The sequence below is a fragment of the Roseovarius aquimarinus genome (assembly GCF_043661195.1).
In the GTDB taxonomy this organism is placed as follows: domain Bacteria; phylum Pseudomonadota; class Alphaproteobacteria; order Rhodobacterales; family Rhodobacteraceae; genus Roseovarius; species Roseovarius aquimarinus.
Genome location: NZ_JBIHMM010000001.1, coordinates 400252 through 423996, shown reverse-complemented (window position 1 = coordinate 423996; position 23745 = coordinate 400252). Strand labels below are relative to the sequence as shown.

The 23745-nt window shown below is 66.8% G+C and carries 21 protein-coding genes and 1 tRNA gene; 12 read left to right on the top strand and 10 right to left on the bottom strand.

Going from position 1 to position 23745, the window contains the following annotated elements; genetic code table 11:
- Positions 1-20: 20 nt before the first annotated feature.
- Together ACGRVM_RS02020 and ACGRVM_RS02015 are read right to left on the bottom strand one after the other, a co-directional pair.
- Complete coding sequence (locus tag ACGRVM_RS02020; protein ID WP_377169200.1) at positions 21-3446, bottom strand: Hint domain-containing protein; 3426 nt, start codon at positions 3444-3446, stop codon at positions 21-23.
- Positions 3447-4273: 827 nt separating this feature from the next.
- Positions 4274-4359, bottom strand: a tRNA-Leu gene (locus ACGRVM_RS02015).
- 170 nt (positions 4360-4529) lie between these two features.
- On the opposite strand from ACGRVM_RS02015, the gene ACGRVM_RS02010 reads away from it, so the two are divergent.
- From ACGRVM_RS02010 to ACGRVM_RS02000, 3 genes are read left to right on the top strand one after another with little or no spacing between them, the layout of a single operon-like run.
- Complete coding sequence (locus ACGRVM_RS02010) at positions 4530-5108, top strand: YqaA family protein (protein ID WP_377169202.1); 579 nt, start codon at positions 4530-4532, stop codon at positions 5106-5108.
- The gene (locus ACGRVM_RS02005) at positions 5108-5575 is read left to right on the top strand and encodes a disulfide bond formation protein B (RefSeq protein ID WP_377169204.1); all 468 of its coding nucleotides are present in this window, start codon (positions 5108-5110) and stop codon (positions 5573-5575) included. Before ACGRVM_RS02010 ends, ACGRVM_RS02005 begins: the two co-directional genes overlap by 1 nt.
- Before the next feature lie 42 nt (positions 5576-5617).
- On the top strand, positions 5618-6643 hold the full coding sequence (locus tag ACGRVM_RS02000; RefSeq protein ID WP_377169206.1) for an aromatic ring-hydroxylating oxygenase subunit alpha: 1026 nt from the start codon (positions 5618-5620) through the stop codon (positions 6641-6643).
- On the opposite strand, the gene ACGRVM_RS01995 is transcribed toward ACGRVM_RS02000, so the two are convergent.
- On the bottom strand, positions 6640-7068 hold the full coding sequence (locus ACGRVM_RS01995; RefSeq protein WP_377169208.1) for an Lrp/AsnC family transcriptional regulator: 429 nt from the start codon (positions 7066-7068) through the stop codon (positions 6640-6642). The two genes, ACGRVM_RS02000 and ACGRVM_RS01995, sit on opposite strands and share 4 nt — an antisense overlap.
- 115 nt (positions 7069-7183) lie before the next feature.
- Between ACGRVM_RS01995 and rocF the strand changes: the two genes are divergently transcribed.
- Genes rocF through ACGRVM_RS01980 form a run of 3 tightly spaced genes read left to right on the top strand, consistent with a single transcriptional unit; the run spans position 7184 to position 10117 of the window.
- Positions 7184-8113 carry an arginase gene (rocF, locus tag ACGRVM_RS01990; RefSeq protein WP_377169210.1) on the top strand — a complete coding sequence of 310 codons (930 nt, stop codon included), beginning with the start codon at positions 7184-7186 and terminating at the stop codon, positions 8111-8113.
- A 10-nt stretch (positions 8114-8123) separates the two neighbouring features.
- Entirely contained in the window at positions 8124-9065 is a 942-nt protein-coding gene (gene ctlX, locus ACGRVM_RS01985; protein WP_377169212.1) for a citrulline utilization hydrolase CtlX, read from the top strand.
- Positions 9062-10117 (top strand): ornithine cyclodeaminase, encoded by a 1056-nt coding sequence (locus tag ACGRVM_RS01980; protein ID WP_377169214.1) that lies wholly within the window; start codon positions 9062-9064, stop codon positions 10115-10117. The genes ctlX and ACGRVM_RS01980 overlap by 4 nt, the downstream gene beginning before the upstream one ends.
- A 244-nt stretch (positions 10118-10361) precedes the next feature.
- Here the strand turns inward: ACGRVM_RS01980 and ACGRVM_RS01975 are convergent, their stop codons facing one another.
- The gene (locus ACGRVM_RS01975) at positions 10362-10598 is read right to left on the bottom strand and encodes an EF-hand domain-containing protein (protein WP_377169216.1); all 237 of its coding nucleotides are present in this window, start codon (positions 10596-10598) and stop codon (positions 10362-10364) included.
- A 289-nt stretch (positions 10599-10887) separates the two neighbouring features.
- Between ACGRVM_RS01975 and ACGRVM_RS01970 the strand changes: the two genes are divergently transcribed.
- Together ACGRVM_RS01970 and ACGRVM_RS01965 are read left to right on the top strand one after the other, a co-directional pair.
- Positions 10888-11424, top strand: coding sequence for an RNA polymerase sigma factor (locus tag ACGRVM_RS01970; RefSeq protein ID WP_377169218.1), 537 nt, complete (start codon positions 10888-10890; stop codon positions 11422-11424).
- A 110-nt stretch (positions 11425-11534) separates the two neighbouring features.
- Positions 11535-12464, top strand: coding sequence for a 3-hydroxyacyl-CoA dehydrogenase NAD-binding domain-containing protein (locus ACGRVM_RS01965; protein WP_377169220.1), 930 nt, complete (start codon positions 11535-11537; stop codon positions 12462-12464).
- 64 nt (positions 12465-12528) lie between these two features.
- On the opposite strand, the gene ACGRVM_RS01960 is transcribed toward ACGRVM_RS01965, so the two are convergent.
- From ACGRVM_RS01960 to ACGRVM_RS01950, 3 genes are read right to left on the bottom strand one after another with little or no spacing between them, the layout of a single operon-like run.
- A complete protein-coding gene (locus ACGRVM_RS01960; RefSeq protein WP_377169222.1) occupies positions 12529-13359 on the bottom strand; it encodes a substrate-binding domain-containing protein in 831 nt (276 codons plus the stop codon).
- A gap of 35 nt (positions 13360-13394) precedes the next feature.
- Complete coding sequence (locus ACGRVM_RS01955) at positions 13395-14108, bottom strand: ATP-binding cassette domain-containing protein (protein ID WP_377169224.1); 714 nt, start codon at positions 14106-14108, stop codon at positions 13395-13397.
- Positions 14105-14809: an ABC transporter permease gene (locus tag ACGRVM_RS01950; protein ID WP_377170040.1), complete on the bottom strand. Its 705-nt coding sequence runs from the start codon at positions 14807-14809 to the stop codon at positions 14105-14107. Before ACGRVM_RS01950 ends, ACGRVM_RS01955 begins: the two co-directional genes overlap by 4 nt.
- A 230-nt stretch (positions 14810-15039) precedes the next feature.
- Here ACGRVM_RS01950 and ACGRVM_RS01945 point away from each other — a divergent pair, with 230 nt between their 5' ends.
- From ACGRVM_RS01945 to ACGRVM_RS01930, 4 genes are read left to right on the top strand one after another with little or no spacing between them, the layout of a single operon-like run.
- Entirely contained in the window at positions 15040-15903 is an 864-nt protein-coding gene (locus ACGRVM_RS01945; RefSeq protein WP_377169226.1) for an FAD binding domain-containing protein, read from the top strand.
- 57 nt (positions 15904-15960) lie between these two features.
- Positions 15961-16437 (top strand): (2Fe-2S)-binding protein, encoded by a 477-nt coding sequence (locus tag ACGRVM_RS01940; RefSeq protein WP_377169229.1) that lies wholly within the window; start codon positions 15961-15963, stop codon positions 16435-16437.
- 1 nt (position 16438) lies between these two features.
- Entirely contained in the window at positions 16439-18682 is a 2244-nt protein-coding gene (locus ACGRVM_RS01935; protein WP_377169231.1) for a xanthine dehydrogenase family protein molybdopterin-binding subunit, read from the top strand.
- Between the two features lie 2 nt (positions 18683-18684).
- Positions 18685-18930, top strand: a complete 246-nt coding sequence (locus tag ACGRVM_RS01930; RefSeq protein WP_377169233.1) for a MoaD/ThiS family protein — start codon at positions 18685-18687, stop codon at positions 18928-18930.
- A gap of 150 nt (positions 18931-19080) precedes the next feature.
- Here ACGRVM_RS01930 and ACGRVM_RS01925 read toward each other — a convergent pair whose 3' ends face one another.
- The 3 genes from ACGRVM_RS01925 to ACGRVM_RS01915 all read right to left on the bottom strand — a co-directional run bounded on the left by ACGRVM_RS01925 (position 19081) and on the right by ACGRVM_RS01915 (position 23653).
- Positions 19081-21591 carry a GcvT family protein gene (locus ACGRVM_RS01925; RefSeq protein WP_377169235.1) on the bottom strand — a complete coding sequence of 837 codons (2511 nt, stop codon included), beginning with the start codon at positions 21589-21591 and terminating at the stop codon, positions 19081-19083.
- 121 nt (positions 21592-21712) lie between these two features.
- On the bottom strand, positions 21713-22390 hold the full coding sequence (locus tag ACGRVM_RS01920) for a hypothetical protein (RefSeq protein ID WP_377169237.1): 678 nt from the start codon (positions 22388-22390) through the stop codon (positions 21713-21715).
- 75 nt (positions 22391-22465) lie between these two features.
- Positions 22466-23653, bottom strand: coding sequence for a hypothetical protein (locus tag ACGRVM_RS01915; RefSeq protein WP_377169239.1), 1188 nt, complete (start codon positions 23651-23653; stop codon positions 22466-22468).
- Positions 23654-23745: the final 92 nt, after the last annotated feature.

Genomic DNA, 23745 nt, shown 5'->3' with positions numbered 1-23745 from the left:
ACCGGCCCGGCTGCAATGGCTTAGCGCGTGAGCAGCTGCGCCTCGTGCTTCTTGAGCGAGCGGCGCGCGGCCTGATAGGCGGCGATGCCCGCGCGGTCCCGCAGCTCCGGGAAGAGCGCATAGATCTCGTCGCGCTGCGCGTCTCCCATGTCGCCCAGCGTCTGCTCGCCCGGCTGGAAGCTTTCCGTCCAGCTTCCGTTAGAGAGCACGACCTCGTGCTGGTCGAACATGAAGTGGATATAGCTGATCGCGCCGGTATCCACCGCATCCACCCCTTCGAGATCGGTGAGGTGCTTGGCCGCGACCAGAACCTCGCGATCCTCGAAGTAGAGAGCGGAGCGCTCGTTGTTGATGAGCACGCGGTGGTTCGGGCTGACCAGAAGATCCTTCTCGGGCAGACCCCGGCCAAGGCTTCCGGCGCGGATCAGCACGGGCTTGAGATGCGGCGCCTGCAAAAGCTCGGCCCCCACGAGATCGCGGCGTCCCAGCCAGCGGATCTCCTGCATTCCGTTGTCGCGGGTGATGATCCGGTCGCCGATCTGCAACTCCTCCACCAGACGCTCGCCCTTTGGCGTCGCGATGACGGTGCCGGGCGTGAAGCAGGGGATGATCCGCTCGATTTCCGAGAAGGTCATCGAGCCGGTCACGCCGCCAGTGTCGTCGAGGAAGTTAATGGTGCCGCTGGTCGAGTTGCCGTCGGGATCGGTCGTCTCGCCGACGATCTCGAAACGGCCCACGCCGGTCAGATCGAGCGTGTCGAAATCGTCGCCGCCCGCGCCGCCATCGGCGATATCGCCGTTGGCATCCTCGGCAGAGCCGATGATGAACGTATCGCGCCCGGTATCGCCGCGCATCGTATCGGCCCCGGCGCCGCCGGTGATGACGTCGTCATCCGCGCGCCCTTCGATCAGGTCGTCGCCGTCTCCGCCCAGAATGGTGTCGTTGCCATTGCCGCCGAAGACGGTGTCGTCCCCATCATCGCCGGACAGAAGATCATCGCCGTCCTGACCGCGGATCGAGTCGTCGTCGATGCCGCCGAAGATCGTGTCGTTGCCGGCGCCGCCGAGGATGGTGTCGTTGTCGTCCTCGCCGTCGATGAAATCGTCGCCGTCGCCGCCGTCGATGAAATCATCGCCATTGTCGAGCTCGGGGTCCGTCGCGTCGGGGATGGTCGCCGAGGGATTGTTCACGCCGCCGAAGATGGTGTCGTCGCCTGCGCCGCCGAGCAGCGTGTCGCTGCCTTCGCCGCCGAGGATGAAGTCCGCGCCATCGCCGCCCGCGATCTCGTCGTCGTCAAGACCGCCGTCGATCGAGTCGTCGCCCGCGCCGCCATCGATCGTGTCGGCATCGTCGCCGGTCAGGATCGTGTCGTTGCCCGCGCCGCCGGAGACGAGGTCGCGGTCGTTGTCCGTGTCGAGATCGGCCGGAATGCCGGTCGGGTCGTTGAACCCGTCATCGGGCAGCGGCACGTTCGCGCCGGTCAGAGGGGCGCTGGTGTCGATGAAATCGTCGCCGTCCCCGCCGATCGCCGTGTCCTGCCCGTCACCGCCGAGAATCCGGTCGCTGCCCGGCCCGCCGACCAGCGAGTCGTTGCCGGCGCCGCCATTCAGCGTATCGATGCCCGCATCCCCGAGGAGCGTGTCGTTCCCGGCGCCGCCCAGAACGCTGTCGTCGCCCGCATCGCCGCGCAGGCTGTCATCGCCCTCGCCGCCGTCGATCGTGTCGTCGCCCTCGCGGCCGCGCACCGTGTCGGCACCGTCACCGGCGCGGATGATGTCGTCGTTCGAGCCCACATCGCCGAGGATCGCGTCATTGTTGTCCACGCGGTCGCCATCGGGATCGCCGGTATAGGCGAGGTCGATATCGTCGTCGCCCGCGGTGCCCGAGACGATCCCGTCCGGCGCCGGGGGTGCCGGCTCGTCGACGGTGACGGTCACGGTCTCGGTCACGGCATTGCCGTTGCCATCGCTCACCGTGTAGGTGAATTGGTCATCACCGACGAAATCCGCGTCGGGCGCGTAGTTCACCGTCCCGTCGGGATTGATCGTGACGGTGCCGTTGGCGCCGTCCGTCACGTCGATCACGCGCAGCGTGTCGCCCTCGGGATCGCTGTCATTGGCCAGAACGTCGATATCGACGGGCACGCCCTCTTCGGTGCTGGCGCTGTCGGCAGTCGTGTCCGGGGCCTCGTTCTCATCAGGGAGAATAAGCGTTTCGATCTCCGCGAAGGTCATCGAGCCGGTGACCGCGCCGTCCGAATCGAGGAATTCGACGGTGCCGCTGGTCGAGTTTCCGTCCGCGTCGTCGGTCTGGTCGACGACCCGGAGCGGACCGCTGCCCGACAGATCGAGCGTGTCGTTGTCATCGCCGCCCGCGCCGCCGTCGACCATGTCGCCCGCCGTGCCGCCGATGATCGTGTCGGCGCCGTCGCCGCCCGAGACCATGTCGGCCCCGTCGCCGCCGGTCAGCACATCCGCGCCGCCCTCGCCGAGCAGGCTGTCATCGCCGTCGCCGCCGGTGAGCGTGTCATCGCCCTCCGCCACTTCGGGAGTGCTGTCGAAATAGATGTCGGTCACCTTGATGCCCGAAATGCGCGGGCCGTCCTGGCTGTGCACCAGCTCGATCCGCGAGACCGGGCCGGGAATATCCACGAGGACCGAGTATCTGGGATCGGTGTCGGCGCCATAGGCGCCGTTCGCATCCGCCGTCTCGGCGCCCGCGATGCTGTCATTGTCCTGAAGCGCGACGCCCGAGCCGCCCGTCAGGTTGACGGTGATGGCGTTTCCGTCGGCGTCGAAGGCCCGCACCTGAACCACGCCGTCGCCGTCGATGTCGTTGATGCGGAAAGACACGTTCTCGACCGCGTTCGAGAAGTCGAGGCCATAGGTCGAGGTGTCGCCCTGCGCGATCACGTTGTCGAGCGAGCTGTTGGGGTTGGCCGCAGCCGCGCCGTCGGTATCGATCCCGTCCACGAGATGAAAATCGTCGTTGAAGACGGATGCGCCCGAGGCGTTCGTGGTGAAGGTGACCGTGGTGTTCCCGGTGTTCTGCGAGAAGCCGGTAAGCGGCTCTTTCGGATCGATGCCGGGATAGCCGTTGTCCACCGGCTCGGGATCGGGAGCCTGGCTCCACTGGAAGACTTCGCGCGCCGGGGTGTTGTCGGTGATGTCGCGGTCGCCGACCAGCAGATCGTTGCCCGCGCCGCCGTCGAGGGAGTCGTCGCCCGCGCCGCCGAAAATCTCGTCGTCGCCCGCGCCGCCGGACACGACATCGTCGCCGTCGCCGGCATTGACGATGTCCTGATCGCCGCTCTCTCCCGGCAGGCTCGCATCGCCGCCGTCGATCACGTCGCCCTGCGGATCCGTCACGAAGCCCGCGTCGATCGTGTCGTTCCCGGCCGTGCCGTCGACAACGCCCGCGCCGGTGTCCGTTCTATCGATACCCATCACCTTCTCCTCATATACGACCGTCACCGGCGAACCGCGGATCGCGGACGTTTTACATTGTCTCGTGCCACAAGCGCGGCGAGCGGCCTCGGCGGCAGCCGGCACAAAACCTGCATCCGTCATGGGGAGAAAAACCGGCATGAGCATCCGGTCATGCGGACGCGATGCGCCGCATGTGCGATTGGACGATTACACTGCCTAGACAGCGCTTCGGCGATCACACGTCTCCCGCACCAGATCGATGCGTGTTCCGCGCGGCCGCCCCCTAGACCACAGACTTTGCCCCCCAGTTGGGCATCTCCGTTTTAGGTCACCCGTCCGGGGCCACAAAGCGAAATTTGATCCAAATGTGTCTCGAATACGTTCCGCTTGCCTCAATTTCGGCACGCAATGGACGTGTTTCACGATGCGCGCTCAACCTGCGAAAACTCTCTCGCATTTCGACCACTTATTGAGAAAACCGGCGAAACCATAACGTTTGTGGAGTTCGGACATATGGTTACCCTACGTAAGCCTTTCACGTTCGGTATTCTACCGAGCACATCTGTTGGCTGAATGCCGCCGGTTAACTATGGCAGAACATTGGCAAAGCTTCTGTCTCCAAATTCGTGCCAATCTTCCCGCATTGCGCGTTTTGCGGAGCAGGTGGAAACCAATAGCGGTGCGAATCGGGTCTGAAAGAAGAATCACGATGAGCCTTCGGTAAACGCGGCTATCTTTCGCGACTCCACTGGAGCGCGACAGCCCGCGCGCAACTCGCCTGGCATGACGCGGCTCGGCCCCGCGCACGCGGCGCGGATCGGCTTCGGATCGGGAGGGGATGTGCATGGTACCCAAGGTCGGACTCGAACCGACAAGGCCGTTAAGCCGGGGGATTTTGAGTCCCCTGCGTCTACCATTCCGCCACTTGGGCACATTGGCGCGAGCATTAGCGAATGGCGCATTGCGCGTCCAGACCCGAGATGGCGCCGCGATCGGCTTTTTGCGCACGCGGGCAGATGGCCGCCCGGGCGTCGTGAGGGCTTGACCCCGGGGGGCGCGGCGTGGTCTGAGCCTTCCGACCCAGCCGGAGTGCCCGCACCCATGATCCGCCGCCTTTACGACAGCACCATCGCCATGGCCGAGCATCCGCGCGCGCTCTGGGTTCTGGCCCTCGTGGCCTTCGTCGAAAGCTCGGTCTTTCCCATTCCGCCCGACGTTCTGATGATCCCGATGATCCTCGCGCGCCCGTCGCGGGCGTGGCTGATCGCGGGCATCGCCATGATCGCCTCGGTTCTCGGCGGGCTCGCGGGCTATGCGATCGGCGCGCTCGCCTTCGAGCAGGTCGGCCAGCCCATCCTCGCGGCCCTCGGCAAGACCGACGCGATGGCGGAATTCTCGGGGCGCTTCAACGATATGGGCTTCTGGACCGTGCTGATGGCCGGGATCACCCCCTTCCCCTACAAGGTCATCACGATCATGTCGGGCTGGACGGGGATGCCGCTCTTCACCTTCGTCGCCACGTCGCTCCTCGCGCGCGGGCTGCGGTTCTTCATCGTCGCGGGGCTCTTGTGGAAGTTCGGCGCGCCGATCCGCGAGTTCGTCGAGCGGCGGCTCGGCCTCATGTTCGCGCTCTTCTTCATCTGCCTCGTCGGCGGCTTCTTCCTGGTCAAGGTGCTCTGATGTCCCGCAACGCCTATATCGCGCTCGCCGCGCTCGGCTCGGCCCTTCTACTGGCCGGGGCCTTCGCGTTTCAGCATATTGGTGGCCTCGCGCCCTGTTCGCTCTGCCTCTGGCAGCGCTGGCCGCATGCCGCCGCCGCGCTGATCGGCCTCTTCGCGCTGGCGCTGGGGCGGTGGAGCCACGGGCGCTTCATGCCGTGGCTGGGCCTCCTCGCCGTGCTGACGAGCGCGGGCATCGCCGCCTATCACACCGGCGTCGAGCGCGACTGGTGGGAGGGGCCGACGGCCTGTTCGGGCGGCGGGCTCGATGCCGGCTCGGGCGCGGATCTGCTGAGCCTCGAAGGGCCGCTCGGCGTCGTGATGTGCGACGAGGTGGCCTGGCAGATGGCGGGCCTCTCGATGGCGAGCTGGAACATGCTCGCCTCTCTGGCGCTCGCGGGTCTCTGGATCATGGCCGCCCGGCGCTGAGCGCGCTTGACCGGGCGCGGCGCCGGGGCTTAGCCTCCGCTCATGCGGCCCCTGCCCGGTGAGTGTTCCATGCGCAATCTCGATCCCATCCACTATGTCTCGCCCGAGATCCACGCGCGCGACGTGGAGCGCATCTTCGCCGCGACATGGCAGCTTCTCGGCCCCGCCTCGCGGCTGGCCGAGCGGGGCGATTACATCGCCGCCGAAATCGCGGGGCAGAAGGTCTTCGTCATGCGCACACGCGACGGCCTCCGGGCCTTCCGCAATGTCTGCCGCCACCGGGGCGCGCGCCTCCTGCCCGAGGGGACCGGGCGCTGCAACACGATCCGCTGCCCCTATCATCAATGGGTCTGGGGCGAGGACGGATCGCTCCTCAACGTGCCCTTCTGGGGCGACGATGCCGAGTTCGAGCTGTCGGACTGGGCGCTCGACCGGATCGAGTGGCATGTCTGGCGCGGGCTTCTCTTCGTTGCGATCGCGCCCGAGCAGAGCTTCGAGACGCAGCTGGGCGACCTCGGCGCCGAGCTCGCGGACGAGCCGATCGAGAACTACGCCTGGGTCCATGAGGAGCGGCTGGTTTTCGATGCCAACTGGAAGATCTACACCGACAATTTCGTCGAGGGCTATCATATCCCCGGCATCCATCCCGAGTTTCACCGCGCCATCGAATTCGACGCCTTCGAGACGGTCGCCCGCGACGGTATGGTGCGCATGACCGCGCCGCCGCGCGAGGGTCTGTTCTATCGCGGCAAGTGGATGTGGATGTGGCCCAACTGGACGCTCTCGCTCTTCAACGGGGGCATGAACACCTCGCGCATCAACCCGGTGGACCACCAGCGCACGGAACTGATCTACAATTTCTACTTCGCCGACACCTCGCCCGAGACCGCCGCCGCGCGGCAAGGCACCATCGAAGGCAATCTTCAGGTCGTGCGCGAGGATTTCGAGGTCTGTCTCGAAACGCAGAAGAACTACGCCAGCGGCGGCTATCGCCCCGGGCCGCTCTCGCCCCGCCACGAACAGGGCGTCGCCTATTTCCAGTCGAGGCTGCGCGAGGCGCAGGCCTAACCCGCCGATTTGCGGGTGCTGAGCAGAAGGCTCGTCTCGCTGCTCACCACCCCGTCGATGCGGCGGATCTGGGTGAGCACGCGGTCGAACTCCTCGAGCGTGGGCGCGCCGATCTCGACGATGATATCCCATTGGCCGTTGGTGCTGTGCGTGGCGCGCACCGCGCTGAGGCCGCTCAACTGGCGAAAGATCCGCTCGGTCCCGCGTCCTTCGATACCGAGCATCATGAGGCCCCGCACCGGATCGCGCGCCGCATCCGCCTTGAGCACCACCGAAAAGCCGACGATCTCGCCCGAGCGCTGAAGCCGCTCGATCCGGCTGCGCACCGTGGTGCGCGACACGCCGAGGCCCGCCGCGAGATCCGACAGGGACGCGCGCGCGTCATGCCTGAGCGCCGAGATGAGCGCGAGATCCGTATCGTCCATATCGCCGATCCTTGCTTCCGTTTTGCACAATCTTCTTCCCATTTGTGCGAATTGTCCACTTCCATCCACCCCATTCGCGCAACACATTGCGATCAACCGACGCAAGGAGAACGACATGAGCGGCAAGACATGCATTCTGATCGGCGCGCCGATGGACGCAGGCAAGAAGCGGCAGGGCTGCCTGATGGGCCCCGATGCCTATCGCGTCGCCGGCCTTGGCGCGGCGCTGGCCGATCTGGGGCACGATGTCACGGATATCGGCAACATCGCGCCCGATGCGGCCACGGCGCATTCCGACCTGCCCGCCCATCTGCACCAGCCCGCCGAGATGATCGGATGGACCTCCGCCCTCGCCCGCGCCGCCGAAGAGGCGCTGCCGCGCGGCCTGCCCATTTTCATGGGCGGCGATCACGGGCTTGCCCTCGGCTCGGTTCTGGGCGCCGCCAACCATGCCGCGCGCGAGGGGCGCCCGCTCTTCGTTCTGTGGCTCGATGCGCATACCGACTATCACACGCCGCAGAGCACCGCCTCGGGCAACCTGCACGGCGCGCCTTTGGGCTATGTCACCGGCCGCGAGGGCTTTCACGGCTTCCCCGAGGTGGCCCACCCGGTTCCCCATCGCAACATCTGCCTTCTGGGCCTGCGCTCGGTCGATCCGGACGAGCGCGAGGCGATGCAGGCGACCGATGTGCGCTATCATGACATGCGCAGCATCGACGAGACCGGCATCGCCCGCCCCCTCGCCGAGTTCCTCGCGGATGTCGAGGCGGCCAACGGCATGCTTCATGTGTCACTGGACGTCGATTTCCTCGATCCCGCCGTCGCGCCCGCCGTGGGCACGACCGTGCCGGGCGGCGCCACGATGCGGGAGGGACACCTTGCGATGGAGATGATCTGCGACAGCGATCTGATGACCTCGCTCGATCTGGTCGAGCTGAACCCCTTCCTCGACGAGCGCGGACGCACGGCGCAGGTGATGGTCGATCTGGCCGCCTCGGCGCTCGGACGCCGCGTCTTCGACCGACCGACCCGCGCCTATTCCTGAGAGGCAATCCATGACAGTCCAAGCCCCCGCAAGCGTGGTGATGATCCGCCCCAACCGGTTCCATCCCAACCCCGAGACCGCCGCCGACAACCGCTTTCAGTCCCAGCCGGGGCTGAGCGCGGACGAAGTGGCGCAGAACGCCGCCGCCGAGTTCGATGGCGCCGTCGCGCGCCTGCGCGCCGAGGGTGTGGGCGTGCACGTCTTTCAGGACGAGCGCGACGACACGCCCGATGCGGTTTTCCCGAACAACTGGTTCTCGACCCATCCGGGCGGGCATGTGGCGATCTATCCGATGTTCGTGCCCTCGCGCCGCCGCGAGCGGCGCGCCGACGTGATCGAGATGCTGAAACGCGACTACCGCGTGCAGGTCGTGACGGACTATTCGGGGCTTGAGCAGGACGGTCTCGCGCTCGAAGGCACGGGCGCGATGGTGATCGACCATATCGGGCGCATCGCCTATGTCGCGCGCTCGCATCGCGCCGATCCGGTCCTCTTGGAGCGGTTCTGCACCAATTTCGGCTATGAGCCGATGGTCTTCGACGCCGTCGACGAGGATGGCGCGCCCGTCTATCACACCAATGTCGTCATGACGATCGGCACGCATTTCGCCATGGTCTCGCTCGACATGATCGAGAACGCCAGCCGCCGCGCCGAGATCGCCGAGCGTCTGGCCGAGCCGGGGCGCGACGTGATCGACCTCAGCCACCACCAGATCGCCGAGTTCGCCGGAAACGCCATCGAGCTGAGCACACCCACCGGCCTCATGACCGCCATGTCGAGCCGCGCGCTCGCCGCGCTCGACAAAAGCCAGATCGCGCTCATCGAACGCTCGACCCGCATCGTGCCGCTGGACATTCCCACCATCGAGAGCGCCGGCGGCTCGGTCCGCTGCATGATCGCCGGTCTGCACCTCGCCAAACGTTCCACCAACCCCAAGAAGGCCTCAAAATGAGCATCCCCACCCCTTCCGACAAAGCCTATGTGCCCTTCGTCAGCGTCGAGAACATGATGAAGCTGATCCACCATATCGGCATTGAGGAGATGCTGACGGGCCTCGCCGAGTATATCGAGCAGGATTTCAAGCGCTGGGAGCTTTTCGACAAGACGCCCCGCATCGCGAGCCATTCCGAGGAGGGCGTGATCGAACTCATGCCCACCTCCGATGGCGAGGTCTATGGCTTCAAATACGTGAACGGCCATCCCAAGAACACGAAGGAGGGGCTGCAGACCGTCACGGCCTTCGGCCTTCTGGCCAATGTCGGCAACGGCTATCCGGTGCTGCTCAGCGAGATGACGATGCTGACCGCGCTGCGCACGGCGGCGACCTCGGCGCTCGTTGCGAAATACCTCGCGCCCAAGGGCGCCGACACGATGGCGATGATCGGCAACGGCGCGCAATCCGAATTCCAGAGCCTCGCGATGAAAGCCATCGTCGGCATCAAGACGGTGCGCCTTTGGGACATCGACAAGGCCGCGACGCAAAAGGCCGCGCGCAATCTTCAGGGCATGGGCCTCGAGGTCGTCGAATGCGCCAGCGCGGAGGAGAGCATGGAAGGCGCGCAGATCATCACGACCTGCACGGCGGACAAGCAGTATGCGACCATCCTGACCGACAACATGGTCGGCGCCGGCGTTCATATCAACGCGATCGGCGGCGACTGCCCCGGCAAGACCGAGCTTGCACCCGCCATTCTCGAGCGCTCGGACGTCTTCGTCGAATTCCCGCCCCAGACCCGCGTCGAGGGCGAGATCCAGCAGATGCCCGAGGATTTCGCGGTGACCGAACTGTGGCAGGTGATGACCGGCGCCGCCAAGGGCCGCACCTCGGACAGCCAGATCACGCTTTTCGACTCGGTCGGCTTCGCCACCGAGGATTTCAGCGCCCTGCGCTATGTGCGCGACCGGATCGCAGGGACCGAATTCCACCAGCCGCTCGACATGCTGGCCGATCCGGACGATCCGCGCGATCTCTTCGGCATGCTGCGCCGCGCGACGCCCGCCTGAGGCAGGACCGGCAACGAAAAACCGGCGCCGAACACGAAACGGCGCGGCCCCGGCAAGGGTCCGCGCCGTTTTCATGTGGAGCCACTTGGACTGGGTGGCGGCGCCGCAGAACGACCATCTGTTGCCAGGGCGCCCTGCGACACCCTTTTCTCCGAATGGGCCAGACCTGCTGGAGAAGGATACCTTGGCCCGGAGAAAAGAGGTAGCCCGGCCCGCCCGAGGTAAGCGGGCCGGAGCGTCAGCTTCAGCTTGCGGGCAGCAGGCCTGCGTCCGTCGCTGCGGTCATTTCCGCATCGTCGATGGCGCCGTCGCCGTTGGCGTCGATTTCGCTGAACTGCTCGGCGGTCAGATCGGGATAGGCTGCCTGCGCTTCTTCCATGGACACCATGCCGTCGGCGTTGGTGTCGACGCTTGCCATGTCCGCGAATGCGGTGGTGGCCAGTGCGCCCATGGACAGTGCGAGTGCGATATACTTGGTCATGTGTTTTCTCCTTGGAGAGTCTTTTCATGGGAAGGGGCAGGATTGCCCTCTTCAATTCACAGGACGCACGAAGAGGCGGATGCGTCCCGGGCTTTGCAAATAATTTCAGCCGGTTGGCGAGGCTTCGCCGGCCTTTCCCGCGCGGCTCGGCGCAGTTCCGCCCAAAAAGGCCGGATCGGACCTCTCGGCGGAAATTCCCCGGATTGTCTTGGCGCGATTTCGGAAGAATATGGCGATGCATCACCGCCATGCAGGCCCGATGCGGGCCTGCCGAAAGGATCTTCGAGCAATGCCCGTTTCCGTTCCTTCCCGTCCCGTCTCCATCGCCGATCTGCCCGGCGACGCGCAGGTCATCATCGCCCTGCGCCCCGACCTTCTGCGCCTCGCGCGGCGCCTTTCGGACAGCGAATCCGAGGCGCAGGATCTCGTGCAGGAGACACTGCTGAAGCTCTGGCGGCGCCGTGCGGAGGTGGCCGGCGTCGAGGATCTGCGCGCCTATGCCCGCGCCGCGCTGCGCAACCTCTATCGTCAGGGGCTGCGCCGGGCCCCGCATCTGCCGCTCGAAGAAGAGGACGGCCCCAGCGCCGAGCCCGAAGTCTTCGCGAGCCTCGCCCTCGCGCATCTTCATTGCGCCATCGCGCGGCTGCCCGTCGATCAGGCCCGGCTCATCGGGCTGGTCATGGCCGGCGAGACGAGTCCCGCCGCGCTCGCGGGCCAGACGGGCTGCGGCAAGAACACCGTGATGTCGCGCCTCGCCCGCGCCCGCGCGCAGCTGCGCCGCGAAATGGACCTCGCGCCCGGCGCGCCGGTGGCCAGCCTTTTCTGAGGTCCGCGCGCCCGCTTGGCCCTGCTGCCGCGCTGCGCTAGGCTGGCGCCCGATCTTTCACCTCCGGGGCGGCGCCGCGGCGCCCTGCCCCGGCCAATTCGGGCAACCATATGCAATTTCCCAGAACCGCCTGCCTCGGCGCGGGCGTGATCGGCGCAAGCTGGGCAGCGCTCTTTCTCGCCTCGGGCCGCTCGGTCGCCATTTTCGATCCCGCGCCGGGTGCCGAGCGCGCGGCGCGGGACTATATCACACGCGCCTGGCCCGCCCTCACGCGCATGGGCCTCACCGAACGCGGCACGCCCGATGCGCTCAGCTTTCATGACACGGCGGAAGCCGCCGTGCGGGAGGCGGATTTCATACAGGAAAGCGTGCCCGAGCGCCTGGCGCTGAAACACGCGCTCTACGCCGAAATCGAGCCCGCCCTCGCCTCTGGGGCGATCGTCGCGAGCAGCACCTCGGGCCTCACGCTCGGTCAGATGCAGGCGGGCTGGAGCGATCCCGCGCCCTTCGTGCTCGGCCACCCGTTCAATCCGCCGCATCTCGTGCCGCTCGTCGAAGTGATGGGGAACGCGCGCACCGACGCGGGCGTCGTCGAGGCCGCGACGGATTTCTACGAGAGCATCGGCAAGGTGACGGTCCGGCTCGAGAAGGAAGTGCCGGGGCATGTCGCCAACCGCCTTCAGGCCGCGATCTGGCGCGAGGCGATCCACCTTGCCGCCGAAGGCGTGGCGAGCGTCGGGGATATCGACAAGGCGATGTGGGCGGGCCCCGGCCTCAGATGGGCCGCGATGGGGCCGACCGCCTGTTTCAGCATGGGCGCGGGGCCGGGCGGATTGCAGGCCTTTTGCGCGCATCTCGGGGACCAGTTCAACGCCTGGTGCGACGATCTGGGCGACGCGCGGCTGACGCCCGAGACGACGGCGATGCTGGTCGCCGGGGCCGAGGAAGCCGCGCGGGGCGAGAGCCATGCCGAGATGACGGCCCGGCGCGACGAGATGATCGTCGCGCTTCAGAAGGCGCTTGCGCCGCACCGCCGCTGAGCGGTGCGGGCAGTCTTGCGCGAGGAACATCGCCGGGGCGTTCGCACACGCCCCGGCTTCTCGCTCACTCAGCCGCCTTGGCCGCGCCGCCCATGTCCGCGTTAAAGACGAAAAGCTGCTCGCCCGCGATCTCGTAGCCGTCGATCAGCTCCTTCGCGCGCGCGCTGGTGAGCCATGTCTCCAGTTCGGCGGCCAGATCGCTCTTGATGAAATCGCCCTTGTCGGGGTTCACCGGCAGATAGGCGTATTGGTTGAAGAGAAGCGGATCACCCGCGAAGAGAAGCTCGAGACCGGCCTTGTTGCCGAAATTGAGCCAGCTCGCCCGGTCCGAAAGCACATAGGCGTCGATGCCCGCCGCGGTGTTGAGCGCGGCGCCCATCCCGGCGCCCACCTCCTTGTACCACTCGCCCGCGCTGTCCACCGCGATGCCGGCGGCGTCCCAGAGGCTCAGCTCGGTCTTGTGGGTGCCGCTGTCGTCGCCTCGGCTGACGAAAGGCGCCTCGGCCTCGGCGATGGCGCTGAGCGCGGCGGGGGCGCCGTCCGCGTCCTTCACGCCCGCCGGATCGCCCGACGGGCCGATGATGACGAAGTCGTTATACATGATCTCGCGGCGATGCGTGGCATGGCCCGCCTCGACGAATTTCTCCTCGGCGGGCTTGGCATGCACGAGGATCGCGTCCACATCCCCCGCCTCGCCCAGCTTGATCGCCTGCCCGGTGCCGACGACGAGAAGCTGCACGTCGATGCCGGTATCCTTCATGATTTCCGGCAGCAGGATCTCGGCGAGGCCGGAGTTATGGAAGCTGGTGGTGACGGCCAGCTTCATTTCCTCGGCCTGGGCCGTGGCGGCGGCGGCGCTCATCATGAGCGCGGCGGCGAGGGTTCTGATGCGCATGTCGGTCTCTCCTGTGATTCACGCGATGATAGTGGTCAGTCGACGATGTCGCCCGCGAGGAAGGCACGGGCGGCCTCGGTTTCGGGGGCATCGAAAAAACGGCTCGCGGGGGCGATTTCGTGCACTTCGCCGCCGCGCAGGAACACGACCTCCCGCGCGAGGCGACGTGCCTGCCCCATGTCATGCGTCGCCATCACGATACGCGTTCCGCCTTGCGTTGCAAGCGTCAGAAGCGCCTCGATCTCGCGCGTGGCGCGCCCGTCGAGCGAGGCCGAAGGCTCGTCGAGAAAGAGGAGCTCGGGCGCGGTGATGAGCGCGCGCGCCAGGGCGAGTTTCTGTTTCTCGCCGCCCGACAGGACCATGGCCGCGCGCGCCTCCATCCCGGCGAGCCCGATCCGCGCACACCACTCGGCGGCGAGCGCGCGCGCCTCGGCGCGCGGGCGGCGGTTGAGGCGCAGCGGAAAGGCGAGGTTTTCCAGCACCGAGCGGCGCAGCATCACCGGCGTCTGAAAGACGAAGGCCTGCCGAAAGAGCGCCTCGGCGCGCCCGCAATTCCAGGTGATCGTGCCTTCGCTCAGACGCTCGAGGCCGTGAAGCGCCTTGAGTAGCGTCGATTTGCCGGCGCCGTTCGGCCCGATCACGGCGGTCACGCCGCTCCCGTCGATGGTCAGATCGATCGGCCCGATGAGGCGCTTGCCGCGCCGCTGCACGGCGCCGCCGCTCAGGGTGATGGGCAAAAGCGCGCTCACCAGCGGCCTCCCGTCTCGGTGCGGCTGAGCGCGTGGATCGCGATGTTTATCGCGATGGACATGGCGATCAGGATGAAACCGAGCGCCAGCGCCAGCGCGAAATTGCCCTTGCCCGTCTCGAGCGCGATGGCCGTGGTCATCACCCGCGTGGCGTGGTCGATATTGCCGCCCACCACCATGATCGCGCCTACCTCGCCGATGCCGCGCCCGAAACCCGCGAGCGCCGCCGTCAGAAGCGCGCGCCGCCCGTCATAGAGCAGCGCGCCAATGCGCTGTCGGCGCGTCGCGTTCATGGAGATGAGCAGATCGTGATACTCGGCCCAGAGATCGCGCAGCGATTGATGCGCGATGGAGGCGATGAGCGGCACGATGATGATGACCTGCGCGACGATCATGGCCGTGGGCGTGAAGAGCAGCCCCAGCACCCCGAACGGCCCCGAGCGCGACAGAAGCACATAGACGACGAGGCCGACGACGACCGGCGGCAATCCCATCAGCGCGTTGAGCACCGCGATCGTCCCGCGCCGCCAGCGAAAGCGCTGCACCGAGAGGAAAGCGGCGAGCGGCAGCGCGATCACGCAGGCGATCAGCAGGGCGGCGCCGGTGACATGAAGGCTGCGCCACGCGATCTCGACGAGATCGGCGTCGAGGCTGAGGATCAGCCCGACCGCCTGCACCATGCCGTCCCAAACGTCGCCCATCGTCTCTTGCTGCCCCTGCTTGCGGGCCACGTCGCGCCTGCCTGCCCCGCACATGCCTATGGCGGGGCCGCGCGCCTTGCAAGGCATCTGCGATGATACGCCTCGCAAATTCACGCTTGCATGGATTGCGGGACGGCGAGGAATGGGTTTTACTCCGCGACGAATGCCAGCGTGCGCATATCCACGGGGCCGCGCCCCGCGCCTTCTGCGCGCAAGCCACGGAGCCTGTTATGCAATACATGAAGCCGAAGACCGTCGCGGAGGCGTCGGAAATCCTTGCGCGGAACGAAGGTGCGGCGCGCATCCTCGGGGGCGGCACGGATCTTCTGGTCAACCTGCGCTCGGGCGTGATCGAGCCGGGAATGATCGTCGATATCAAGCATCTCGACGGGATGCGCGAGATCAAGGACGAGGATGGCGGCCTGCGCATCGGCGCGGGCGTGCCGGGCCAGCAACTCGGTGAGCATGCGGGCGCGCGCGCCATGTGGCCCGGCGTCGTCGAGGCCTGCGAGCTGATCGGCTCGACCCAGATCCAGGGCCGCTGCACCATGGTGGGCAATCTGTGCAACGGCGGCCCGGCCGCCGACTCGGTTCCGGCGATGATCGCCGCCGGCGCCGTCGCGCGCATCGAAGGGCCGGACGGCCCGCGCGACTGCCCCGTCGAGGAGTTCGTGACCGGCCCCGGCAAGACCGTTCTGGGCCGGGGCGAATTCGTCTCCTCGGTCTTCCTGCCCGCGCGTCCCGCACGCGCCTCGGACGCCTATCTGCGCTTCATCCCGCGCACCGAGATGGACATCGCCGTCGCCTCCTCGGGGGTGAATGTCGTGCTGGCCGAAGACGGCAGCATCGCATCGGCGCGCGTCGCGCTCGGCGCGGTCGGACCGCGCGTCATTCTGGTGCCCGAAGCCGCCGAGGCCATCACCGGAACAAAGCTCGAGGATGCGGCGATCGCAAAGCTCACCCGCGCCTGCGAGGCCGCGGCCAAGCCCATCGACGACAAGCGCGGCACGGTCGAGTTCCGCACCACCGTCGCGGGCGTTCTGGCCAAGCGGGCCGCCCGCATCGCCATGGAGCGCGCCGCCGCGCGGGGCTGAGCCCCGCCCGCGCCCGCCTGAAATTTCAGAGGCCCTCGGAGGCCCGGAGAGACCGACATGAAGAATATCCACGTATCCACAACCATCAACGGCGATGAGACCGAATTCGTCTGCGCGCCCGAGGAGACGCTCCTCGACAGCCTGCGCAACCGGCTGGGGCTGAGCGGCGCCAAGGAAGGCTGCGGCACCGGCGATTGCGGCGCCTGCACCGTCGAGATGGACGGCCGTCTCGTCTGCGCCTGCCTCGTGCTGGGCGCCGAGGCCGAGGGCGCCGAGATCAAGACCGTCGAGGGCATGGCCATCGGCGAGGGCCTGCACCCGCTGCAAAAGGCCTTCATCGACCATGCCGCCCTGCAATGCGGGATCTGCACGCCGGGCATCCTCGTCGCCGCGAAGAACCTTCTGGAGCGAAACCCCGACCCCACCGACGAAGAGGTCCGCTACTGGCTGGCCGGCAACCTTTGCCGCTGCACGGGCTATGACAAGATCATCAAGGCTGTTCAGATCGCAGCCGCCGACATGAGAGGCGCATGACATGAACTTCCAATCCACCACCAAGGCTGATTTCAAGGTCGTCGGCACGCGCGTTCCGCGCCCCGACGGCGTCGACAAGGTGACGGGCCGCGCGCTTTACGGCGCGGATTTCAACGTGCCGGGCATGCAGGTCGGCCTGATCCTGCGCAGCCCGCATGCCCATGCCACGATCAACAGCATCGACGCCTCCGAGGCGCTGGCCCTGCCGGGCGTCAAGGCGGTCGTGACCTCCGCCGATTGGGGCGTGCCCGAGGATGCGGGCCTGCGCGACGTGCAGGACAACTGCCTCGCGCGTGGCAAGGTGCTCTATGACGGTCATGCCGTCGCCGCCGTCGCCGCCAAGGACATGGCGACCGCCAAGAAGGCGCTGAAACTCATCAAGGTCGATTATACGCCCCTGCCCCATGTCACCGATGTGGACGAGGCGATGAAGCCGGACGCGCCCGTCGTCCAGGAGGCGCGCGCCGATGAGAGCGTGCCCGCGGGCTCGGGCCCCAATGTCACGCATTATTGCGAGTTCGGGCATGGCGATCTCGAGGCGGGCTTCGCCAAGGCCGACAAGATCATCGAGCGCAGCTTCACCACCGCCGCGACGCATCAGGGCTATATCGAGCCGCATGCCTGTCTCGCCTCCTACGGCAATGACGGCAAGGCGGATCTGTGGTGCACCACGCAAGGCCAATATTTCGTGCGCGATCTCTGCTCGGGGATCATGGGCATGGAAGGCAGCCAGTTGCGCGTGACCGCCTCCGAGATCGGCGGCGGCTTCGGCGGCAAGACGACCGTCTTCATCGAGCCTGTCGCGCTGGCGCTCAGCCGCAAATGCGGCCGCCCGGTCAAGATCGTGATGAGCCGCGTGGATGTCTTCCGCGCCACCGGCCCGACCGTGTCGTCCTCCATCGACGTGCGTATCGGCATGACCAAGGACGGCCGCATCACCGCCGCCGACGCCAAATTGCGCTACCAGGGCGGCGCGTTCCCCTGCGATACGGTCGACATGGGCGCGCAGAGCGCCTTCGCTGCCTATGATCTGGAGGCGGTGCGCACCCAAGGCTGGAACGCGATGACCAACCGCCCGCGCCAAGCCGCCTATCGCGCGCCCGGCGCGCCCATGGCTATCTACGCGGTCGAAAGCGTCGTCGACGAGCTCTGCCAGGAGCTGAAACTCGATCCGCTGGACGTGCGGCTTTTGAACGCCGCCGATGCGGGCACCAAGGCGTCCTACGGCGTCACCTTCGACCAGATCGGCCTCAAGGCCACGCTCGAGGCGGCCAAGGAGCATGAACATTACCGCGCGCCCCTCGGCGAGAACCAGGGACGCGGATTGTCCTGCGGCTTCTGGTTCAATTTCGGCGGCAACACCTCCGTCTCTCTGGCGATCAACGCCGACGGCACGGTGAGCGTGACCGAAGGCAATCCCGATATCGGCGGCAGCCGCGCGTCGATCAGCATGATGGCCGCCGAGGAACTCGGCGTGCCCTATGACCGCGTGCGCACCGTCATCACCGACACTGCGAGCCTTGGTCAGAACGATGTGACCGACGGCAGCCGCGTGACCTTCGCCGTGGGCCTCGCCACGATCAAGGCCGCGCGGGCCGCGATCCAGGTCATGTGCAAGCGCGCCGCGAAGATCTGGGGCATCGACGAGGAGGCCGTCATCTGGGAGGACGGCGCCGCCAAGCCCTCGGGGCCGAACGCGGGTGATTTCGAGCCGATGACGCTGGCCGAGATCGCCGCCATTTCATCCGAAACCGGCGGGCCGATCGCGGGCCATCACGAGGTCAATGCCGAGGGTGCGGGCGTCAGCTTCGGCGTGCATCTGGCCGATGTCGAAGTGGACCCCGAGACCGGCGCCACCAAGGTGCTGCGCTACACGGTCTTCCAGGATGCGGGCAAGGCCGTGCATCCCGATTACGTCGAAGGCCAGATGCAGGGCGGCGCCGTGCAGGGCATCGGCTGGGCGCTCAACGAGGAATATATCTACGGCGAGGATGGACGCCTGCAGAACGCGGGTTTCCTCGATTACCGCATCCCCGTCGCGTCGGATCTGCCCAATATCGACACAGTGATCCTCGAGATCCCGAACCCGGGCCATCCCTACGGCGTGCGCGGCGTGGGCGAGACGCCCATCGTGCCGCCCCTCGCCGCGCTTTCGAATGCGGTCAGCCGGGCCGTGGGCGTGCGCCTCACCTCGCTACCCATGTCGCCGCCCAAGATCCTCAAGGCGATCATGGCCAAGGGCTGAGCATGGTTCAAGTGAAGCTCTGGGGCTCGCTCCGCGATCTGGCGGACGGGCAAGAGGTGATCGAGGTGGAGGCCAGCAACTTCAAGGAGTTGCTGGACGCTCTTGCCGCGAAACATCCAGGCTTGAAGCCGCAGATCGACCGCGGGGTCAGCCTCGCGGTCGATGGTCTGGTTTACCGCAATTCATGGTTCACCGAGGTGAAGCCGGACAGCGAAGTGGTGCTGATGCCCTATATGAAGGGCGGGTGAGGCGGGCAACAGCTCACGGCGTTGCTAAAGAAAGCCGACGCTTCATTAGCGCAGATCAGTGGCCAGCGCGGCTGATTGCAATGTTTTCGAGTATTTTCGCCAAGATGAAGACGTGGCCGCCGCGCAGGTGACGCGCGGCGGCCATTTTGGTCATCCGTCCTTGCGGATTACTTCGTTCTTCGGATCGTAGGGGCTGTCCTCGGTCACGGTCGCGTCCCAGAGCTTGTCCATGATCTTGACCTTCAGCACCTTGCCCGGCACCGCCTGCTCGGGCTTGACGTAGCCCATGCCGATGCTCTTGCCGAAGGCGACAGAATAGCCGCCCGAGGTGAGACGTCCCACGCGCTCGCCCTCGGCCGTGTAGAGCACTTCGCGGCCCCAGGGATCGGCATCGTCCGGACCGTCGATGAGGAAGGTCACGCATTTCGCGCGCACGCCCGTCTTCACCATCGCGTCCTTGCCGTGGAAGTCCTTCTCGAGATCGACGAAGCGCGGCAGATCGGCCTCGAGCGGGGTGGCATCGCGGCCGAGCTCGTTGCCGAAGGCGCGATAGCTCTTCTCCTGGCGCAGCCAGTTCTGGGCGCGCGCGCCCACGAGCTTCATACCGTGCTTCTCGCCCGCCTTCTCGAGCAGATCGAAAAGGTAGTTCTGCATCTCGATCGGATGGTGCAGCTCCCAGCCGAGCTCGCCCGTATAGGCGACGCGGATCGCGTTGACCGGGCACATGCCCAGCTCGATCTGGCGGGCCGAAAGCCACGGGAAGCGCTTGTTCGAGAGCGCCGTCGCCGGATCGGCATCGACGATCACCTCGCTCAGTACATCGCGCGATTTCGGACCCGCGATGGCGAAGACGCCCCATTGCGTGGTCACGTCCTGGATCTCGATATAGCCGAATTCGGGCGCCTTGTCCTCGGCGGCCTTGCGCAGGAAATCGGCGTCGTACTCCGTCCAGGCGCCTGCCGAGACGAGGTAATACTCATGCTCCTTGAGGCGCACGATGGTGTATTCGGTGCGCGTCGTGCCATGGGCGGTCAGCGCATAGGTCAGGTTGATGCGCCCGACCTTCGGCAGCTTGTTGCAGGTGAACCAGTCGAGGAAGGCCGTCGCGCCCGGCCCCTTGACGACATGCTTGGTGAAGGCCGACGCGTCGATCAGGCCGACGCCCTCGCGCACGGCCTTGGCCTCGGCCACGGCATACTCCCACCAGCCGCCGCGGCGGAAGCTGCGCGCGTCGTGGTCGAAATTCTCGGGCGCGTCGAGCGGGCCGTAGTAGTTGGGCCGCTCCCAGCCGTTGACGAAGCCGAACTGCGCGCCGCGCGCCTTCTGACGGTCATAGGCGGGTGCGGTGCGCAGGGGCCGGCAGGCCGGGCGCTCTTCGTCGGGGTGGTGCAGGATGTAGACGTGCTCGTAGCATTCCTCGTTCTTGCGCGCTGCGAATTCGGTGGTCATCCAGTTGGACGAATAGCGCTTGGGATCGAGGCTCGCCATGTCGATCTCGGCCTCGCCCTTGGTCATGAGCTGGGCGAGGTAATAGCCCGTACCGCCCGCCGCCGTGATCCCGAAGCTGAAACCCTCGGCGAGCCACATGTTACGCAGGCCCGGCGCCGGACCGACCAGCGGGTTGCCATCGGGCGTATAGCAGATGGGGCCGTTGAAATCGTCCTTGAGCCCGCATTCCTCGCAGGAGGGGATGCGGTGGTTCATCGCCATGTACTGCTCCTCGATCCGGTCGAGATCGAGCTGGAAGAGATCCGCCCGGAAGCTGTCGGGCACGCCATGCTCGAAACAGGCGGGCGCGCCCTTCTCGTAGACGCCGAGGATCCAGCCGCCGCGCTCTTCGCGCACATAGCTCTGCGCATCGGCGTCGCGGATCACGGGATGCTCGGGATTACCGGCCTCCTTGCGGAACTCGACGAGCTTGGGGTCCTGGTCCATCACGATGAACTGATGCTCGACCGGGATGGCGGGCATCTTGATGCCCAGCATCTTGGCGGTGCGCTGTGCGTGGTTTCCGCTCGCGGTCACGACATGCTCAGCGGTGATGACGATCTGCTCGTCGGAGGGCACGAGGTTGCCGCCCTTCTCGACCATCTTGGTGGCCGTCACCTCCCACGCCTCGCCGTTCCAGTGGAATGCGTCGGCCTGCCATTTGCGCTCGATCATCACGCCGCGCTGGCGCGCGCCCTTGGCCATCGCCATGGTGACGTCGGCCGGGTTGATGTAGCCGTCGGTCTGGTGGTAAAGCGCGCCCTTCAGGTCCTCGGTGCGGATCAGCGGCCATTTCGCCTTTATCTCGTCCGGCGTCATCCACTCATAGGGCACGCCGCAGGTCTCGGCGGTCGAGGCGTAGAGGCGGTATTCGTCCATCCGCTCTTCGGTCTGGGCCATGCGCAGGTTGCCGACGACCGCGAAGCCGGCGTTCAGGCCGGTCTCTTCCTCGAGCGTCTTGTAGAACTTGATCGAGTAGTCGTGGATATGCGTCGTTGCATAGCTCATGTTGAAATAGGGCAGCAGGCCCGCCGCGTGCCATGTGGAGCCGGAGGTCAGCTCGTCGCGCTCGAGCAGCATCACATCGTCCCAGCCCGCCTTGGCGAGGTGGTAGGCGATGGACGTGCCGACGGCACCGCCACCGACGACAAGGGCTTTGACTTGGGTTTTCATGCGCTGCGACTCCGAAAGGCATTCTCGCCCCGGTTCTAACAGTTTCATGATGTGGCGCGCGGCCCATCCGACCTATGGAGAGCGGAAACCGACATGGCCCCTTCATGCCCCTGGGGCGGCCTCAGCGGCGAAGCGCCGCATCCAGCCGATCGACGGGAAACCACGGCGCGAGAAGCGGGCGCAGCTCGGCCCGGCGCGGCGCCTCGGGATCGTAGAGCGCGTGGCAAAGATAATCCTCGAGGAGCGCCGCCTGCTGCTCGTAGGCGAACTCGAGAAGGCTCGCGCCCTCGCCCGGCACGTAGAAATAGGGGTCCATGTTCATGATGCTCTCGAGCGCGGCGCGCGCGGGCCGATAGCCGGTGATGCGCCGGTTCTGCCATTGCCAGACATGGACAAGCTCATGCGCGAGGACCAACCCTTGCGGAAAACGCGCGGCCTCGGGCCAGCCGGCCGCGAGATCCGCGCGGTAGAATTCGCGGCTGAAATGCACGCGGTTCCAGAGCGCCCAGCCGGGCGGCGGGCCGCTGCGCGGCTCGGGCGCGGCGCGGGTGCAAAGGCCCGTCACGGTGTTCTCGTCGACAACGGGATAGAGGTCGGACATGACCGGCGTCTCGGGCGGCGGGGGAATGAGCGTGAAGCCCCGCGCGATGCGCACCCTGTCCATATCGAGCGTGGGGCCGATGATGTCGGCGGCGAAGCGCCGCTCGTTCTCGGTCATGGGGCGCGAGCAGGCGGCCAGGGCCGCGAGGGCAAGCAGCCCGATGGCGAAGCAGCCTGCCCTGCCCGTTTTCCGCCTCATGCTATCCGTTCCCCCTTGGCCGCGCGTGTCGTCACTCTTGCCCAAGCGGGTGGCCCCTGCCAAGGGGGCGCGGGATCACTCTCTGCAGAAACGGCTGGCCGAGCCCTCGAGGCAGCTCTTGCCGCCGGACAGGGTCAGGCGGCGCGGTTTGGACGCGTCGTCCGCCGACGGGGCGGCGGTCGAGGTTGCGTTGGCGCCGCCAGAGGCGCTGCCGAAGACAGAGCCTGCCATTTTCTCGAACGCATCGATTGCGGAGCCCTGCGTTTCGGCTTCCGCCGAGGGCACCGGTTCGGCGCCCGGGTCGAGCGCCGGGATATTGTCTGCACTCCAGCCCTGCGTGAATTCGTTGAGGGCCATCTTCATCGCGTTCTCCGGCGTGATCGCGCGCTCGATCCAGGCCTGCGCCTCGGCGCCGCGGCGCGCCAGAAGATTGGCGTGGAGCGCCAGCAGCACATCCGCGGCAGCCGGAGCCACCTCGGGTGGAATGGCCGGTGCGTTGCGACCGACATGGGCCAACGGATGGCTCAGCAGGCTGTTCAGCCCGTCATAATCGACCCTTGCGAGGATCCGGCGAAGATCCGCTTCGGGCGCGGTGCTGAGCACATGGAGACGCACGGCGTCATGCAGGCCCATCGGCGCCTCATAGGCCGAGAACGGCGTGCCATTCACCGATGTGAAATCCGTCGCGCCCATCCCCTCGGAAAGGCGCCCATAGGCGACGCCGCCGATCACGTCCCATCCCTCTGGCCGCGCCGTCAACGGTAGAGCGGCCAAGGTATCGGTGGCCGCACTCGTCAGTGTCCGGGCGTCGTCGCGCGGCATGTATTCAGCGCGGATGGCGATCATCTGGCCGTCCCGTTCATAGACCCATGTCTGAGCGGCGCGGCGCTCTTCGCTGGCCTTGGCGCTCCTGGCGGAAAGGTTCCTGAGCAGATCGGGCGCATTCTCGGTCAGGCCGTCATCGCTCGGCGCGACCAGCGGAGAGTTGTCCCCGTCCAGCCAGGCGCGGCGGGTCCAACCTTCGGGGGCATCCGGCAGATAGGTGCGCGCGCCCCTAGTGCGGCGCTCGTCCCGCTCGGCGTCGGCGGCGGCATCGGCGCGGGCCTCGCGCATCGCATCCGCGCGCGCGCCGTAACTCGCGATGTATTGAGCGACCGAGAAGCTGCCGGGCGCCCTGCCCGCCGCGCTGGCCTGATTGAGATAGTCGACAGCCCCGACGGCCGTCAGCGCGACCGCCCCGAAACCTACAGCAAAATAGTTCATCCTGTCATTTCCCGCACAGACCCATGGTGTCGATCGTGACCGGAAAGAACGGCAATTTGAGGATACCCGCATGGCGCTTCGGCGGCGACGCG

Coding starts and splice junctions, on each gene's coding strand:
- ACGRVM_RS01930 (WP_377169233.1), top strand. CDS start 18,685: ATGGTTCAAGTGAAGCTCTGGGGCTCGCTCCGCGATCTGGCGGACGGG.
- ACGRVM_RS01925 (WP_377169235.1), bottom strand. CDS start 21,591: ATGAAAACCCAAGTCAAAGCCCTTGTCGTCGGTGGCGGTGCCGTCGGC.
- ACGRVM_RS02005 (WP_377169204.1), top strand. CDS start 5,108: ATGTCCCGCAACGCCTATATCGCGCTCGCCGCGCTCGGCTCGGCCCTT.
- ACGRVM_RS01940 (WP_377169229.1), top strand. CDS start 15,961: ATGAAGAATATCCACGTATCCACAACCATCAACGGCGATGAGACCGAA.
- ACGRVM_RS01935 (WP_377169231.1), top strand. CDS start 16,439: ATGAACTTCCAATCCACCACCAAGGCTGATTTCAAGGTCGTCGGCACG.
- ACGRVM_RS01965 (WP_377169220.1), top strand. CDS start 11,535: ATGCAATTTCCCAGAACCGCCTGCCTCGGCGCGGGCGTGATCGGCGCA.
- ACGRVM_RS01970 (WP_377169218.1), top strand. CDS start 10,888: ATGCCCGTTTCCGTTCCTTCCCGTCCCGTCTCCATCGCCGATCTGCCC.
- ACGRVM_RS01960 (WP_377169222.1), bottom strand. CDS start 13,359: ATGCGCATCAGAACCCTCGCCGCCGCGCTCATGATGAGCGCCGCCGCC.
- ACGRVM_RS01945 (WP_377169226.1), top strand. CDS start 15,040: ATGCAATACATGAAGCCGAAGACCGTCGCGGAGGCGTCGGAAATCCTT.
- ACGRVM_RS02010 (WP_377169202.1), top strand. CDS start 4,530: ATGATCCGCCGCCTTTACGACAGCACCATCGCCATGGCCGAGCATCCG.
- rocF (WP_377169210.1), top strand. CDS start 7,184: ATGAGCGGCAAGACATGCATTCTGATCGGCGCGCCGATGGACGCAGGC.
- ACGRVM_RS01950 (WP_377170040.1), bottom strand. CDS start 14,809: ATGGGCGACGTTTGGGACGGCATGGTGCAGGCGGTCGGGCTGATCCTC.
- ACGRVM_RS01920 (WP_377169237.1), bottom strand. CDS start 22,390: ATGAGGCGGAAAACGGGCAGGGCAGGCTGCTTCGCCATCGGGCTGCTT.
- ctlX (WP_377169212.1), top strand. CDS start 8,124: ATGACAGTCCAAGCCCCCGCAAGCGTGGTGATGATCCGCCCCAACCGG.
- ACGRVM_RS01980 (WP_377169214.1), top strand. CDS start 9,062: ATGAGCATCCCCACCCCTTCCGACAAAGCCTATGTGCCCTTCGTCAGC.
- ACGRVM_RS01995 (WP_377169208.1), bottom strand. CDS start 7,068: ATGGACGATACGGATCTCGCGCTCATCTCGGCGCTCAGGCATGACGCG.
- ACGRVM_RS01975 (WP_377169216.1), bottom strand. CDS start 10,598: ATGACCAAGTATATCGCACTCGCACTGTCCATGGGCGCACTGGCCACC.
- ACGRVM_RS02000 (WP_377169206.1), top strand. CDS start 5,618: ATGCGGCCCCTGCCCGGTGAGTGTTCCATGCGCAATCTCGATCCCATC.
- ACGRVM_RS01915 (WP_377169239.1), bottom strand. CDS start 23,653: ATGAACTATTTTGCTGTAGGTTTCGGGGCGGTCGCGCTGACGGCCGTC.
- ACGRVM_RS02020 (WP_377169200.1), bottom strand. CDS start 3,446: ATGGGTATCGATAGAACGGACACCGGCGCGGGCGTTGTCGACGGCACG.